The sequence below is a fragment of the Shewanella sp. ECSMB14102 genome (assembly GCF_000813075.1).
GTDB lineage: Bacteria > Pseudomonadota > Gammaproteobacteria > Enterobacterales > Shewanellaceae > Shewanella > Shewanella indica.
Map to the genome: position 1 here is coordinate 32976 of NZ_JWGX01000053.1, position 16341 is coordinate 49316.

Annotated in this window: 12 protein-coding genes and 1 pseudogene; 10 read left to right on the plus strand and 3 right to left on the minus strand. The window is 45.7% G+C overall.

Annotation, left to right across the window (positions count from 1 at the left end; genetic code table 11):
* The first annotated feature begins 2 nt into the window (after window positions 1-2).
* Entirely contained in the window at window positions 3-413 is a 411-nt protein-coding gene (locus RC73_RS16365; protein WP_101056102.1) for a DUF2802 domain-containing protein, read from the plus strand.
* 113 nt (window positions 414-526) lie between these two features.
* Here the strand turns inward: RC73_RS16365 and RC73_RS16370 are convergent, their stop codons facing one another.
* Together RC73_RS16370 and RC73_RS16375 are read right to left on the minus strand one after the other, a co-directional pair.
* Window positions 527-850 carry an EscU/YscU/HrcU family type III secretion system export apparatus switch protein gene (locus tag RC73_RS16370; protein ID WP_152608458.1) on the minus strand — a complete coding sequence of 108 codons (324 nt, stop codon included), beginning with the start codon at window positions 848-850 and terminating at the stop codon, window positions 527-529.
* Between the two features lie 9 nt (window positions 851-859).
* On the minus strand, window positions 860-2662 hold the full coding sequence (locus RC73_RS16375) for a hypothetical protein (protein ID WP_039035661.1): 1803 nt from the start codon (window positions 2660-2662) through the stop codon (window positions 860-862).
* 267 nt (window positions 2663-2929) lie between these two features.
* Between RC73_RS16375 and RC73_RS16380 the strand changes: the two genes are divergently transcribed.
* Together RC73_RS16380 and RC73_RS16385 are read left to right on the plus strand one after the other, a co-directional pair.
* Entirely contained in the window at window positions 2930-3646 is a 717-nt protein-coding gene (locus RC73_RS16380) for an MlaA family lipoprotein (RefSeq protein WP_233962586.1), read from the plus strand.
* A gap of 77 nt (window positions 3647-3723) precedes the next feature.
* Window positions 3724-4830 (plus strand): response regulator, encoded by a 1107-nt coding sequence (locus RC73_RS16385; protein ID WP_039035663.1) that lies wholly within the window; start codon window positions 3724-3726, stop codon window positions 4828-4830.
* 99 nt (window positions 4831-4929) lie between these two features.
* Here the strand turns inward: RC73_RS16385 and RC73_RS16390 are convergent, their stop codons facing one another.
* Entirely contained in the window at window positions 4930-6441 is a 1512-nt protein-coding gene (locus RC73_RS16390; RefSeq protein ID WP_039035664.1) for a peptide MFS transporter, read from the minus strand.
* 433 nt (window positions 6442-6874) lie between these two features.
* Between RC73_RS16390 and rfaH the strand changes: the two genes are divergently transcribed.
* The 7 genes and pseudogenes from rfaH to RC73_RS16425 form a co-directional block, all read left to right on the plus strand.
* Window positions 6875-7372 (plus strand): transcription/translation regulatory transformer protein RfaH, encoded by a 498-nt coding sequence (rfaH, locus tag RC73_RS16395; RefSeq protein WP_039035665.1) that lies wholly within the window; start codon window positions 6875-6877, stop codon window positions 7370-7372.
* A gap of 814 nt (window positions 7373-8186) precedes the next feature.
* Window positions 8187-10925 carry an SLBB domain-containing protein gene (locus tag RC73_RS16400; RefSeq protein ID WP_039035666.1) on the plus strand — a complete coding sequence of 913 codons (2739 nt, stop codon included), beginning with the start codon at window positions 8187-8189 and terminating at the stop codon, window positions 10923-10925.
* Window positions 10926-11008: 83 nt separating this feature from the next.
* A complete protein-coding gene (locus RC73_RS16405; RefSeq protein ID WP_039035667.1) occupies window positions 11009-11986 on the plus strand; it encodes a Wzz/FepE/Etk N-terminal domain-containing protein in 978 nt (325 codons plus the stop codon).
* 249 nt (window positions 11987-12235) lie between these two features.
* The gene (gene tviB / locus RC73_RS16410; protein ID WP_039035668.1) at window positions 12236-13516 is read left to right on the plus strand and encodes a Vi polysaccharide biosynthesis UDP-N-acetylglucosamine C-6 dehydrogenase TviB; all 1281 of its coding nucleotides are present in this window, start codon (window positions 12236-12238) and stop codon (window positions 13514-13516) included.
* 107 nt (window positions 13517-13623) lie between these two features.
* Complete coding sequence (locus tag RC73_RS16415; protein WP_039035669.1) at window positions 13624-14646, plus strand: NAD-dependent epimerase/dehydratase family protein; 1023 nt, start codon at window positions 13624-13626, stop codon at window positions 14644-14646.
* Between the two features lie 365 nt (window positions 14647-15011).
* A pseudogene (locus tag RC73_RS21260) lies at window positions 15012-15907 on the plus strand (ISAs1 family transposase); the annotation flags it as partial.
* 77 nt (window positions 15908-15984) lie between these two features.
* A partial coding sequence (locus tag RC73_RS16425) for an IS5/IS1182 family transposase (protein WP_039035670.1) occupies window positions 15985-16341 on the plus strand: 357 nt, incomplete at its 3' end.

The window sequence follows — 16341 nt, forward strand, 5'->3', positions numbered from 1 at the left end:
TGATGGGCGATGGTTTCTTGATCGCTGCGCTGGTATATGTCATTGCCTGTCTCGGACTGGTACTTTACCTGCAAAAACAAAGTAATAAGCTCAGGAACAAGGTTGAGGCGTTAACTGTCCTGGTCAAGGAAAGCGACAGGCAAAGAGAGGCCTTCAAGCGGGAGCTGCAGGAGCTGCGTAGCGGTACCATAGGCGTTGGCCGTCGGGTGTTGGAGCTGGAAAAACGTCTGGCGCAGCAAAATGCTCGTCTCGATGAGTCAATGCAGCAGGACCCTCAGGCCAAGCTTTACAGCCGGGCTATGAAAATGGTGCAACTGGGAGCCGGAGTCGATGAGCTTATCCGCGAGTGTGAGCTACCCAAAGCGGAAGCAGAACTTTTAATTCGCTTGCATGGCAAGACAGCCCGGGCCTGATATTCAACCAAATAAAAAGAGCGCATTTTAAATGCGCTCTTTTTATTTCTATCGTCAGGAAAACGAACGAAGCCCCTTCAAGGTAATTCTTTGCCTGTGTTAGCTCTCTTTCTTTAGGCCTGGTCGACAATTCTTTGATGCAGGTTATTCCACTGCTCGGGAAACTTGCCATCCAGCATATAGACAAAAGCGATCAGCTCGGCGATCAGTTGATAGAGTTCCTTGGGGATCTCTTGTCCCAACTCCAGCATTTGCAGAAAATCACTCAAGTAAGGGTCTTGATGGATATGAATGCCCGCCTCTTTTGCCAAAGCGATAATCTCCTCAGCCAGCAGATCTTGCCCTTTGGTGGTGATTTTGGGCGCAGTTTTGCCATCATAACTCAGGGCCACCGCCTGACGAGGTTTGCTTGGCTTGTCGATTGAATCTTCGGACATGGTTTTTCCTCAGGCCTTCAGTTGTACCAGGTAATGATCGCCGGGCAACAGGGAAGCGGGTACAGGGGCAACGTGGGCGTTCAATTCATTGGGAGTGAGTCCTAACTGAAGCAACTTTTGCGACAATGGTTGCAGGAAATTACTCACTCTATTGATCAGGGTTTGGGTGCTGCCGACAAACTGTAGGTCGACCTTGGTATCCTTCACTTGCGCCTTAATGAGCAAGGAGCCCATTCCCAGGTTAAACTTGAGCTGCAACTGCCATGCTTTGTCTTTGTTCGTGTCCTGATCCGACTCTTGATGCTCGAATTTGCCTTCCAGCTGCTCATTTCTTTGGTTGAGATAGTAGGGCAGCATAAAATACCAACATTGACCGCCGTTATCTGTATTGGCCTGTTGATAGAGTGCTACTGCCTGAGACATCTGCTGCAGCGCATCCAGTGTACCGTGCTTTTCCAGCGAGGCCAGTTGGTAATTTTGCAGACCGGATTGACTTTGCAACCCTTCTAAATACTGCTTCAAACGCTGGGGTACACTGAGGTTTTGATTGCCGGCCCTGATGCCAAGCAACAGCTGAAACAAGGTGGTAATGGCACCGGCTTGTGTCAGCGTTTGCGACGGCGCTTGTTGGTGGGTTAATTGTAATCCAGTGAGGCCCAGCAGCTCAGCTTTCAGCAAAGAGGGCTCGGTCAGTTCACTCAGCGGGACAGGCGATAACGCCGGAAACTGCTTGAGCATCTCCGTAGCCAGATTGTATTTGACTTCAAGAGCCATCGCTTCGGCCCTCGGCATGGCTCCGGCTTTGTTAAAGGCGCGCTGAAGAAAGTTGAGCTCGGGCGTTTTCGGCACCTCTGGTGTCACTTTATCGGATGTTGTCCTAGTTGTTGGTTTTTCCGTTGCGGCGGTTGGCTTTTCAGCTGTAGTCGTTCTTGCCAGCTGCTGTAAAGCCTGAAGTGACGCTTTGTCAGTACTTGATAAAACAGCCGTTCTCGACTCAACCAAGCCGATTTTATCAAGTGTTTGCTGTGTCAAAGGTAAGACAGGCGTTGATACCTTACTGCCAGGCGTTGTTATCGAGTCGGCTTTGGAGTCAATATTTGCTCGGGCCTCTGAGTTTATTTGCGGCGCTTGAGCTTTGGGTTGTTGTTCCAGAAGTTTGATTAACCTGGCATAGGTTTGGGCGAGTTCCGGCTTGGTTATCAGACGCTCACTTGCCACATCGGTAGTCGTTGTTGATAAAGCGGGGGCCGGCGATAGTTTCACCTCCTGTCTTGCGCTGATAGGGCTTAATTCCAGCTGCAGCCCTTGACTGTTACTGATGACCTTGGCGACATATTCTCCTGTCGGCAGTTGTAACTGCGCCGGGAAGGCTATGCTGGTACCGTTGGCAAAACGCATCTCAGCCTGAGAAACAGTCAACATGGGTAGCGGATAACCCTGTGGTCTGGCAGCCAACTGTTGCAGTGCCGTTTGGCTGATGCCATTTTTGGCTGCCAGCTGCATCAGTGCATCCGGCAGCTTTATCTGTACTTCATTCGCCAGCCATAGCAATTGCACCGGCCTGCCTTGACTAATCTCCCCTAAGGGACGGGTCAGCTCCAACAGGGTAGTATTGGACTGATATATAAGTGCTTTTGCTTGTGTGCTGGCCTGAGGTTCGACGAACTGCAATTGGTATTGAATATTTTGTAACTCTAGTCTGAGCTCACTACCTAAATCCACTACAGTTACCGGTAACAGCGGAATAGACACATTGGTTTGAGAGGAAGGCCCTGGCCCTGAAGGCGGGATTGTACCTTTGATTGGATCCATTGTTGCAAACCCCACTCCTCTAATTGATTTCTTGATGGGCAATCGTAAATTTAAATTTGATCTATTTCCTCAGCGAAGTATCCTTATCCGTCCGAATCGGCATTGGTAGAAGGTTGATTGTCGCACCGGATAATCTTGTTATCGGCGCATAGTAATCAAAGCTTTAACAGTTTTTCGGTTTGACTACAGTGGTACTTATACAAAGAGAGTAATATGAAGTTTAAATGGATTCTGATGCTTGCGGCTGCCCTGGGGGTTCATTCGGCAATGGCTGCAGAAAGCGGTGAAGGAAAGAATACACAGGACGTACGCATCAGCTACAGTGACCCACGGGATCCTATCGAAGGGTTCAACCGAGCCATGTGGGACTTCAACTATCTCTACCTGGATAGGTATCTCTATCGTCCAGTTGCTCATGGTTATAACGATTATGTGCCCATTCCGGTTAAATCTGGCATTAATAACTTTGTTCTAAACCTGGAAGAACCCCACAGCCTGGTAAACAACACATTGCAAGGCAAGTGGGGCTGGGCCTTGAATGCCGGAGGCCGTTTTACTGTTAACTCAACCGTGGGGTTGCTCGGCCTGATTGATGTAGCCGATATGATGGGAATGCCCCGTAAACAGGACGACTTCAACGAAGTGCTGGGTTACTACGGTGTACCTAACGGGCCCTACTTTATGGCGCCATTCTTCGGTCCTTATATCACCCGTGAACTCGCTTCAGATTGGGTGGATGGTCTATACTTTCCTTTGTCAGAATTAACTATGTGGCAGTCAGTGATCAAGTGGGGGCTGAAGAATCTCCACGCACGCTCAGTTGCCATAGATCAAGAAAGATTAGTAGACAACGCGCTCGATCCATACACTTTCGTTAAAGACGCTTATATACAGCACATGGACTATAAGGTGTACGACGGCAATGTGCCTTCGAATGAGGACGAAGACGAGTTGCTAGATGAATATATGCAGGAACTGGAGTAACCCGCCGTCTGCTTGTCTACCCGCAGGAGGTTAAAGGTTACTCGTTACCGGCGATTGATACCTGCGGGGATTTAACCATGGCGCTGAACAGTCTCAATGTACTGCTGGTTGAGGATGACCCTGTTTTTCGCAATATTGTTGCCGCCTTTTTGAGTGGACGGGGTGCCAATGTTGTTGAAGCCGAGGACGGTGAACAAGGGCTGCAGAGTTTCAAAAGCCAGAAATATGATGTGGTGGTAGCCGATCTTTCCATGCCTCGAATGGGGGGCTTGGAAATGCTCAAGGCGATGTCGCGCATCAACCCCGCTATTCCTTCCATTGTGATCTCCGGAAATCAGGTAATGGCCGATGTAGTAGAGGCTCTAAGGATCGGCGCCTGTGATTACTTGGTTAAGCCAGTATCAGATCTTTACAGTATTGAGCACGCCATTAATCAATGCCTGACATCTGTGGATCAGGAGCACGCTGCTGTTAATCGGGACGTTGAAGAACTCTCTTTTATGGAGCTGAATGAAAACCTGGCTTTGCTTGAGCAAAATGCAGAAGCAGCCAGATGCGTGCAGCAACAGCTATTCCCCGCGAGCCGTATTGAATATCCCAAGGCCAGATTGGATTACAGTTTGTTCAAGCACGAACAGGTAAGTCCTTACTTTATCGATTCTGCCATGGTTGGTAACCATCATTTAATTATGTATATGGCGCACTTTCATCCGGAGGATAATCGCGCGGCTTTTGCCAGCGTGTTGATGCGGAGTTTTGTTAATCAGAAGCTTAAGCTTAATCGTACCGGTGTTAGTTCTGTGGTGATAGAACCCTTCAACATGCTGAGTTATCTGAATGATCGTTTGGTCAAATCTGGTTTGGATCTCTATTGCGATATGATTTACGTGGCAATAGAACTTGATAGTTACCGGGCAGCCATTGCCCAAGCGGGCAGGGGACTGAGGTGTTATATACGTAACCAAGATGGCATTACGCCACTGGCGCTGGCAGATTCGCTGCAGTTGGGCCTACTTGAGTGGGGTAAGCCCACAACTCAATTTCGAAGCTTAATGCCCGCAGAGCAGCTTTGTGTAGTTACCAGTGAGGCAGAACATAGGATGCTGCTACAACAAGACAGATTCCTGGGGCTGAGTTTTAATCCCAAAATCCCCCAGGGGGGCTTTGTGCAGCTGTCGCTGTAACGCTTTATAAAGGCGAAACCAAGGCGGTAAGTTATTAAATTGCAAATAATAAAAAAGGCTGCATGTCGCAGCCTTTTTTATTAGGTAACTAAATGATTATTAGCGCTTTATCGCTTCATGCTCACCTGTTACGGCAATTTCTTGCTCCAAAGCTTCTTCTTCGGAGTGATCGTGAATCTTGCTTTCTGCGCCGTGCATCCAATCGACCAGTTTATCGGCCATAAAGTAGAGGAGCACGCCTGAAATAGCTGCCGTGATGGCAATGCCGGAGAAGATAGACATGGCATTGGCCAATTGTTCTTCTTTCTCGCCGCCGTGGCCGATAAATGAACCTACATAGCCTGCGGTTAAGTTGGCAATAAAAATAAAGCAGAACCAAAAGCCCATCAGCAGTGACATGATACGCAGAGGTGCCAACTTAGTGACCATAGACAAACCGATAGGGGAAAGGCAAAGCTCACCCATGGTATGGAAGAAGTAGGCACCAACCAACCACCACATACTGGACTTGGCAGAGGCGTCGCCACCCATCTCCAGTACTGCGCCTATCATAAACAGGAAGCCAATAGCCAACAGAACCAGACCAAGGGCAAATTTCACCGGTGAGTTGGGTTCTTTATTTCCAAGACGGATCCAGATAGAAGCTATCACAGGGGCAAAAACCACGATAAAAATGGCGTTCAGTGACTGGAAATAAGTTGTCGGTACTTCCCAAGTACCGATAAAGCGGTCGGTAAACTCATTGGTGAATAGGTTCATCAAGCCGCCGGCTTGCTCAAAACCCGCCCAGAAGATAATAGTAAACAGACCCATCACCATGATCACTTTAATGCGGTCACGCTCTACTTTAGTCAGGGGTTCTTTTCTTACTTCACCGCGTTCGGCGGCACGTTGTTTTTCAATTTTTGCTGCTGGAACTGTACCAATATCACCCAAGAGTTTTTGGGCAAACAGGAACTGGATAAGCAGAGAGATCAGCATACCGACACCGGCACAGAAGAAACCGGCTTGCCAGTTGTTAACTGTCACTTCAACGCCATCGATAATTTCTTTATGACCAAAGCTAGTATAAGCCCAGGCGACAACAAAGCCGGACAGGGCTGCACCCAAGTTAATACCCATGTAGAAGATGGTAAAGGCGCCGTCGCGGCGGTGATCACCCTCTTCATAAAGGTCGCCTACCATGGTTGAAATGTTGGGCTTAAATAAACCGTTACCTACTATCAGGGTACCAAGACCGGCATAAAAGACTATGGTCTCCATCCCGGGCACCCAACTATGGGGAGCGGCCAAAGTGAACTGGCCTATCGCCATCAAGGCACCACCGATATAAATCGCTTTCCGCTGGCCAAGAACATTGTCGGCCAACCATCCACCCAAAAGCGGTGTCAGGTAGACCAAGCCGGTAAACCAAGCGTAGAGTTTCAAAGCGTCTGCTTGAGTCCAGCCTAACCCCCCTGCGCCTTGGGTTCTTACTTGGTCAACAAGATAAAGTACCAGAATGGCACGCATCGCATAGTAACTGAATCGTTCCCAAAGCTCTGTTGTGAACAGCAGGAACAATCCCTTGGGATGTCCGAGCACAGTCCCCTGAGGTTTTGCTAAGCTCATGAAGTCTTCCACCTTAAAATTGTTAATTGGCCGTGTGACAAAAGTCGACACAGAAAGCGATTGTATTTATCCCAGCTGTTTTGCCGTTAACATCACACTGTTTTGTAAAGTGTTATGGGCATGTCTTTTAATGCGCTGTGATTGAGGCTTTGGTTTTCTGTATTGTAATTTGTTCATCAAAAGCAACAAAGCTCACCTTATATACTCTGGATCCAGTAACAAAGTCAATTTCAAGGCCGGGAAGCGACGGCTTTATGAGCAATGCACGCCGCTACATTGGTCAGACCTGTTTGATTTGTGACCGTGATTTCAATTAGACCAAAGTGGGGGGAGGGGGAAACCTGAAATTCACTTTCAATTGTAAACTTATGTCTGCTATGATTGCCCGCTGTGATAGGACGTCACCTGACAGAAACCAAGTAGTGAGAACACCATGAAGGCCTGGTACCTTTTGTACTGTAAACCTCGCAGTGAAGTGAGGGCTCAACAGAATCTGATGCTCCAAGAGCTTGAGACCTATTTGCCGATGGTGCGGCTTGAAAAGAAAGAAAAAAACAAAACTGTCGTTCAAAAGCAACCTCTGTTTCCCAACTACCTATTCATCAAGTTTGATCCTGAACTGACCAGCGTGCGTCAGATCCGCTCTACTCGCGGTGTTGCCAATTTGGTCAATTGTCGTGAGAAACTGCTGCCAATTGATGAGCAACTAATCATTCAGCTCAAGCAACGTGAGTTAGCTACGCCCTTGATCACAGAAAAGCCCCTGCAGTCCGGTGATAAAATACAGTTTACTGAAGGACCATTTACTGATTTTGATGGCATATTTGCTGAAAAATGCGGCGATACCCGCTGTAAAGTATTGTTTACTTTTCTTGGTCAGCACAAAAGTATAATAGTGGACCAAAAGGCAATTAAAGCCGCGTGTGCGTAATTGCTCGCTGCTCGTGTAAGACATTTCCCATTGTTACAAAGCTCAACATTTGCGAACTATGAATAAGTTTGTATTTTTCACTAAAAAATCATGCTGTTATATTTTTCATTTTTGCAAAAATAGTGTGGCTGTAACTTGGTAGTTGAATTATTGCTCAGTTTAACAAGGGCTGGGTGTTTTTTGAACTGTATCACCTGGGTTGTTGGGATATAATCCCCCGGCAAAGCAAGACCTGGTACAGGAAATAAATGTTACCTTAAAGACTTTGGGTAGCATTTTTTTAACGCTTTAAAAAATATAGTTTTTGCATAGCAAAGGGCAAGTTGGAGGCCGCAATCCATGGGCGGTAGCGTGTCTGAAGGACAAGAATATGAATAGTTTCATATTCTTAGTGAACGCCGAAGCCCTCTGGGCGCCACGCGGAACGGTAGCGTGTCTGGAAGACAAGAATATGAATAGTTTCATATTCTTAGTGGACGCCGAAGCTCTCTGAGCGCCACGCGGAACGGTAGCGTGTCTGAAGGGCAAAAGCGGGCGTCAAAGCTCTTTGGGTGGTATACGGAACGCTAGCTCTGTGATGATGCGAAAACCTGTATAACTCAATGGGTCTGATGTTTATGGCTAAACGCTATTATCAGGTTCAGAGAAGTTAAACCGGAAACTGTTCAGTTTCCGCCATTTAAAAATCAGCAAGTAAGAGGCGTTGGTCTCAAATGGAATCCGGGTTGAAGCGCGTATCGCGTTAAACGCGGTTGTTGCATTGCTGAAAGGTTCATTTGATTTTTAGTGCTATTCACCATTACGGAGACAACTGGTGTTACAGAAAACCAAAAAACTCATCATAGCGGGTATCGGCGCTTTGGCTTTGCTTGGCTCGCAAGCTCAAGCTGTTACGCCATCACCTCAGATGATCGAACAATTCAAAAATTTGCCTCGCGCTGAACAGGAAAGGTTAGCCAAGCAGTATGGAATAGATCCTTCCATATTGAGTGGAGGCAGTAACATCAGTCAGAAACAAGTCAATCCGCAAGTTGTTTATCCAAGAGAAAAAAAGGATAACAGCGCTAATGGGGGAGAAAAGCCAACTTTAGACTTTACGGTTGAAGCAACAGACAAGAGTGCTCTCAAGCGTTTTGGTTACTCCTTGTTTGCCGGTGAACCCAGCACTTTTGCGCCGGTTTCCGATGTGCCGGTTCCCAGTGAGTACCTGATGGGGCCAGGGGATACCCTGATGGTGCAACTCTTCGGTAAAACCAATAGAGAGTTCTCACTTACCGTTAATCGTGATGGCACTGTACAGTTCCCTGAACTTGGCCCTATCAGTATTGCCGGTTTAAGTTTTGCCGAAGCCAAAGATACCCTGCAAAAACGCATCAAACACCAGATGATAGGCATAGAGTCCAATATCACTATGGGTGAACTGCGCTCTATTCGTATCTTTGTGGCCGGTGATGCCTACAAACCGGGTTCTTACACTGTATCCAGTCTGTCAACCATGACTCAGGCGCTGTTTGTCTCCGGCGGCGTTAATGAAATAGGTTCGCTGCGTAAGGTACAGCTGAAGCGTGGCGGCAAATTGGTCGGTACTCTGGATCTTTATGACTTATTGATGCGCGGTGATGCCTCCGGCGATCTGAGATTGCAATCCGGAGATGTAGTGTTTATTCCTCCTGTGGGTGGGCTGGTCAGTGTGGCCGGCGAAGTGCGTCGCCCCGCTATCTATGAGCTGAAAGGCGGTGAAACCTTTGGGGATGTGGTGAATATGGCCGCCGGTGTTAAGCCGGGTTCCTATCCAAAGGCCAGTGTGGTCGAACGTTACAATGACCAAGGCCTTAAATCTTTGCTCACAGTTGATCTCACTTCAGCCAAAGGTCAAAAAACAGTGGCCAAAGCAGGCGATGTGGTTAGGGTTAAGGGAACCTCAGGGCAATATGATAATGCCGTGACTCTGGTTGGCGCTGTTGTTCGGCCTGGAAAGTACCAATGGCATCAAGGTTTGAGGGTGAATGACATTCTCAAATCAATTTGGTCTGATTTACAAATATCCGCCGATTTGGATTATGCAATTTTGCTTCGTGAGGTGGATGACTACGGCAACATAGAGGTCTACCAATTTGCACCGGGAAAGGCGATTGTTAATCAGGACACCGATGAAAACCTGGTACTGCAACCAAGAGATAAGCTGGTTGTTTTCAACTTCAGTGACGATAGCCTTAACCGATATGAGCTGAATAAGCTGGTCAAGCAAAGAGTGGCCAAGGTGACTTCGCTTTCGGGTAACTCGCTGATAGGAAATGATCTGTTCAAGGCAGGTTTCAACCTGCTGCAAAGTAAAACTTTGCATAGGCGCAACGCTGTTGGTGGGGTAGTGGTTGATGACAGCGATGCAACAAGTGATGAACAGGCAGTTGTAATTTCAGAAGTCAGTAAGATGTTATTGAACCTGTTTGATGACACTGACTTAATCAAATATAGCTACATGATGAATCGTAGCGAACTCTTGTACCCGGTTATCAGTAAACTCAACGCCCAGGCCCGTGCCGGTGACAGTGTAAAAATTGTTGCCGTTGGCGGCCAGGTTCGCCACGAAGGTATGTACCCGCTGACGGTTAATGCCTCTGTCAGCTCTTTGATTGAAGCAGCCGGGGGCTTGAAAGAAGGCGCCTACACAGCCAGGGCTGAGTTGACCCGCACTGTTACCAATGCCGGCGGTTCATCCATAGAGCATAAAACCGTGGACTTAACCAGTGCGCTTCAGGGGAACAAAACTGCTGATTTGCCATTGGAAGGGCGCGATATCCTTACAGTGATGACCACCCCGGACTGGCAGGAGCATCAAACCGTTGAAATACGCGGCGAAGTTAAGTTCCCGGGTATTTACAATATCCGCCGCGGTGAAACGCTGCAGGATGTGATCCAACGGGCCGGTGGCTTTACCGAATTTGCTTATCTCCCTTCTGCGGTATTTGTGCGGGAATCGGTGCGTAAGCAGGAGCAGATGGAAATCAAGAAGCTGGCCGACCAACTGCGGCGCGATATCGCCACCAGAGGGGTTTCCAAGGACGGTAACTTAGTTAACTATGCCGATGCTCAATTGATGCTGAAAGATTTGGAAAGCATTCAGGCTGTCGGCCGTTTGGTGGTGGATTTGCCGGCTATCTCAGTGGGGATATCCCAGGCAGATATCCAGATGGAAGATCAAGATATTCTCTATGTGCCATCAACCAAGCAGACCATAGCGGTTATGGGCGAAGTGCAACATGCATCGACCCATAGGTATAAAGAAGGTATTACTCTTGACCAATACCTTGATATGTCCGGCGGTACCCGTAAGCGTGCTGATGAAGACAGAACTTACGTAATAAAGGCAGATGGCTCGGTAATGATGCCTAAACGTTCCATGTGGTTCAGCAGTGCAGATAATCTGCAACCCGGGGACACCATCATAGTTCCATTGGATACAGAGTATAAGGATAACCTGACACTCTGGAGCCAGGTAACCCAAATCATCTACAACACAGCTGTGGCCGTAGCGACCATTTCCGGGTTGTAATCACAAATAAATGGCTTTGTTCCAGAGAGGCGTTAAGCCACTCTGGAGCAAAATCAAAATAATTTATTACTAGATAAAAAAATATGACATCAAATATTACCCCTCAGCATCATCCTGACGCGCAGTTTGCGGCGAATGCGCTAAGAGATGATGAAATCGATCTTCGTGAACTTTTCAGCGTAATTTGGCAAGGTAAATGGCTGATTGCGGGTATCACCCTGGTGTTTGCCGTCGCCTCTGTGGTTATCGCGCTAATGCTACCGAATATCTATAAATCGGAAGCATTATTGGCCCCGGCGTCGGAAGAGCAGGGCGCAGGAGGGCTTGCGGGGCTTGCCTCCCAGTTTGGTGGCCTTGCCAGTATGGCGGGGATCAACTTAGGCGGCAAAGGTGGCACCGATAAGACGCAACTGGCTATTGAAGTACTCAAGTCAAGGCAATTTATCGGCAACTTTATTGAAAAACACCAAATATTGCCTGAGCTAATGGCGGTCGATAAGTGGCACATGGCCGACAATAGTTTGTCATTTGACCCTGAAATGTATAACCAACAAAGTAAGACTTGGGTACGTGACGTTAAGCCGCCATTTCAGCCAAAACCTTCCTTACAGGAAGCACATAAAGCATTTTCTAAAATACTCGTTGTCAACAAAGATAAAGAAAGTGGCATGGTGAAGATTTCGATAGAACATCAATCCCCTTTTATCGCCAAGCAATGGGTAGATTGGTTAGTTGCAGATATCAACCTAACCATGAAAGAGCGGGATGTTGCAGAGGCTAACCGAAGTACTGAGTTTTTAAATAAACAGATTGAACTCACTAATGTTGCCGACATTCGAGCTATTCTCTACAAGCTGGTAGAAGAACAGGCTAAAACAATAATGTTCGCTGAAGTACGGGATGAATATGTGTTTAAAACAATCGATCCAGCCTTTGTCCCTGAAGAAAAGGCCAAGCCAAAGCGAGCATTAATTTGTGTGCTTGGTACCATGTTAGGCGGTATGTTGGCCGTGATGATAGTTCTAATCAAACATTTTTTTAGAAAAGACTCTGAAATATAGCTAAAAAATGTGAAGGGTATATTGGGACTACTGCTGTTAAATAAAGAACAGAAAACGGTGAAACCTAGGCTTTTTATGGGGCAGCGAAAATCCGATTGTCTCAAAATGGACGAACAGTGGTTCAGCTAGGTTTAAAAAGCTGAGATATTAGTTTGCATTAACTCAGTTTTTATAGCAAAGATGGTAACATTTTAGTTACCCAAGGCACTTGAGAGCAAAGATTTATTATTGATTATAAAGGTAGTGAAAATGATTGTATCACTAGATAATGCTAAAATTGGTATTATTGGATTAGGTTATGTAGGTTTACCTTTGGCGGTTGAGTTCGGTAAGAAAGCTCCGACTATCGGCTACGATATCAACCAAGCACGTATTGATGAGCTTAGCGCTGGCCGTGATAGCACGCTTGAGTGCAGTGACAAAGAGCTTGCAGAAGCTGTTCATTTATCATATAGCGCTTCGCTTCAGGATCTTAAAGAGTGTAACGTTTACATTGTAACGGTTCCAACCCCAATCGATGAACATAAACAGCCTGATTTAACACCATTGATCAAAGCATCAGAAGCCCTCGGCACTGTCGTCTCTCAAGGCGATGTAATTATTTACGAGTCTACTGTTTACCCTGGGGCTACAGAAGAAGCATGTATTCCAGTCGTTGAGCAGGTCTCTGGGTTGAAATTTAATCAAGACTTCTTTGCAGGTTATTCGCCAGAGAGAATTAATCCAGGTGATAAAGAGCATCGAGTAACCAATATTTTGAAAGTGACAAGTGGTTCTACACCAGAAGTTGCAGAGTTTGTAGATCAGTTATATAAGTCAATTATTATAGCAGGTACGCATAAAGCATCGTCAATTAAAGTGGCTGAGGCTGCGAAAGTTATTGAAAACACCCAGCGTGATGTCAATATTGCTTTGATTAACGAGTTATCTATTATTTTCAACAAACTAGGGATTGATACGTTAGAAGTGCTTGAAGCTGCTGGTACTAAATGGAATTTCTTGCCGTTCCGTCCAGGGTTGGTTGGTGGACATTGTATTGGTGTTGATCCTTACTACTTAACACACAAAGCACAATCTGTTGGTTATCATCCTGAAATGATTTTGGCTGGTCGTCGTTTAAATGATGGCATGGGGCAATATGTAGTTTCACAGCTAGTCAAAAAGATGCTTAAAAAGCGAATTCATGTTGAAGGTGCAAATGTACTTGTTATGGGGCTTACATTTAAAGAAAACTGCCCAGATCTTCGGAATACTAAAGTCGTTGATATTATCGCTGAACTTAAAGAGTACAACATTAATGTTGATGTTATGGATCCTTGGTGTTCAAGTGATGAAGCTACGCACGAGTATGGCATAACACTTTGTGATATAGAAAAAAAAGGTAACTACGATGCCATTATTATGGCTGTATCACACAATGAGTTTAAAGAAATGGGTGTGGATAGAATTCGTGCATTGGGTAAACCTGAGCATGTACTTTATGACCTAAAATATATTCTAGATAAAGAAAGCGTTGATATGCGCCTGTAAATTATCTTTCATAGGAGACCTATAATTGGTCTCCTTAATCAATATGACGATTATTTTTATAAATATCTCTATCTGCAATAATTACTTCTTATTTCCTAGGGAAGACAATGACCAAATACGAAAAAGTTCAACGAGAGCTAGTTGAATCGCCTAAAAAATGGTTAATAACTGGAGTTGCGGGCTTTATTGGCTCAAACCTACTCGAAAAGTTACTTAAACTTGATCAAACCGTTGTGGGTTTAGATAATTTTGCAACGGGATATCAGTACAACCTAGATGAAGTAAAAAGCTTAGTAAGCGAATCCCAGTGGGAGCGTTTTAGCTTTATTGAAGGTGATATCCGAAACCCCATAACTTGTCAACAAGCTGTAAAAGGTGTTGATTACGTACTACACCAAGCTGCATTAGGTTCTGTACCTCGCTCTATTGCTGATCCACTAACTACAAATACGGCAAACATCACCGGATTTTTAAATATGCTGGATGCCGCAAAAGAAGAAGGGATAAGCAGCTTTACCTATGCAGCGAGCAGTTCAACTTATGGCGACCATCCAGCACTTCCAAAAGTCGAAGAAAATATTGGTAGCCCATTGTCGCCTTATGCGGTAACTAAATACGTAAATGAGCTTTATGCCGGTGTATACGCGCGAACTTACGGCTTTAAAACCATTGGACTTCGTTATTTCAACGTATTTGGGCGAAGGCAGGACCCGAATGGTGCATACGCAGCTGTTATCCCTAAATGGACAGCTGCTATGATAAATGGCGATGATGTTTTCATAAATGGTGACGGAAAAACAAGTAGGGATTTCTGTTACATCGAAAATGTCGTGCAAATGAATCTGTTAGCAGCTACTGCTGAATCAAAAGTTAAAGATGAAGTGTACAACGTAGCTGTTGGTGATAGAACGACTTTGAATGATCTTTATTATGCCATTAAAAGTGCATTAAATGATAATGCTATAGCTGTTGAGGGGAACCCTGTTTACCGAGATTTTCGTCCGGGGGATGTGAGACATTCTCAAGCAGATATTAGTAAGGCTATAAAAAAATTAGGATATTTCCCCAAATACAATATTTTTGATGGGATTAGTAAAGTCATGCCGTGGTATAAAAGCTTCTTGAAATGAGTATATTTACGAATTTGTCTGCGAATATAAGAGGCTTTGTTGCCTAAATCCAGAGATAAATATAAAAGCCACGATTTGAGTGTCTACATTCTTAATAATAGTAGGTTCATGGTCTTGCTACAAATTAATCAATTAGAAATGCTTTAACAAGCCTTGATTTACTTCGGTTCTCTGACCGCTGAGATTGATGATTAAGCGGTAGTCGAGTGGATGCAAATAAGCAAGGAAAACGTGGAAGAGTATGGTCCAGAAAGATTTTGTAGAGTCAGTATTCAAGGCACGGCGGGATCATACTTTGTTAACAGCACGGAACTTATAGTATCAGCATGATCTGACCAGACATGTTATTCTGCCGAGCCTAATCCATGTCCTTGTTTGATCATTTGAAACTCAATGAAGACCCACGCTCATATATCAACCTTGAGCACCATTTAGTTGATATCATCTTCCTCGTTTTAGCCGCAACAGCATCCATCCGGTTGTCACGGATGGTTTGAGATTGAGGAGTTTGGTCATGAACACTTGTCATGGCTCCAAAAACATCGGTCTTTCGCAAAAGGAATAACTACTAGACACTCTATTGCGCGGATTATTAAGGCAATTGAGGTCGATATGATGGTACTGGCATTGTTTCGATGGACTAATAGCTTGAGAGCGTCTGCCGGTAAACCATTAATCGCAATTTACGGAAAAACTCTCCGTGGCGCAGTTAATCAAAACAGTACGGAGCAAGCATTACACCTCGACTCAGCGTTTGATACCGAGCAAGGCATTGTCCTCTATCTACAGGACACAAAAACTAAAGGTAGTGATGTTGCTACGGTTCGCGAGTTACTGCATATGTTGGATATCGAGTATGCAGTATTGACCTTTGTGTTCTGCGCTGCAACAAGGAAAAAATCGCTCAAATTGTCAGGCGTAAAGTTGTGCAAGTGAAAGGGAATCAACCAACGCTTAGAAAGGGGATTGAAGCGCTGTTTCAGCCATACAGGGAGACTAATGCTAGCGATATTCCTATGTTTGAAGAAAGCAACAAGGCCCGAATTCAGAGAAGAACGTCGAACCGCGTTTCAAATTCCAGTCTGTTGCCAAACAGTGGCCATCCGCCAAATCGTTAATAACCGTTGAGTGCGAACGTAAATGCGATGGAAAGACGACTATCGATACGCATTACTACCTGAGTTCACTAGACGTTGAGCAGGCAGCTCAAGCGGTAAGGCAGCATTGGCATATCGAGAATCAACAACATCGGGTACTGGAGGCGTTGTTACCTAAATAAGCGGAACCTTTTTCGCTTTCCATGATCTGATCTTGCATAACAGGTCTTCGGTCAGTTTCATGGGTGAGTCAGAACGCAATATCACCAATTGGAAGCAATACAATCAGGCATTAGTCAACCGTGGTTCGGTTACCTTCTGGCTGGACGAGGCAGCGGTTAACGCTTGGCATTGCACAAAGCATCACGGCGGTCGTGGCCGTGGCTTTCAATTCAGCGACACCGCCATCGAAACCGCCTTGATGCTCAAAGGGATTTTTAAGCTGTCATTACGTGCGACCGAAGGGTTCATCAACTCACTGTTTCAGCTGATGAAAATACCGTTAATTGCCACAGACTACAGCTGTATCAGTAAACGCGCTAAGACGGAGAACGTCAAGTACCGCAATCCCTCAAGAGGTGCGGTAGCGCATGTTGTC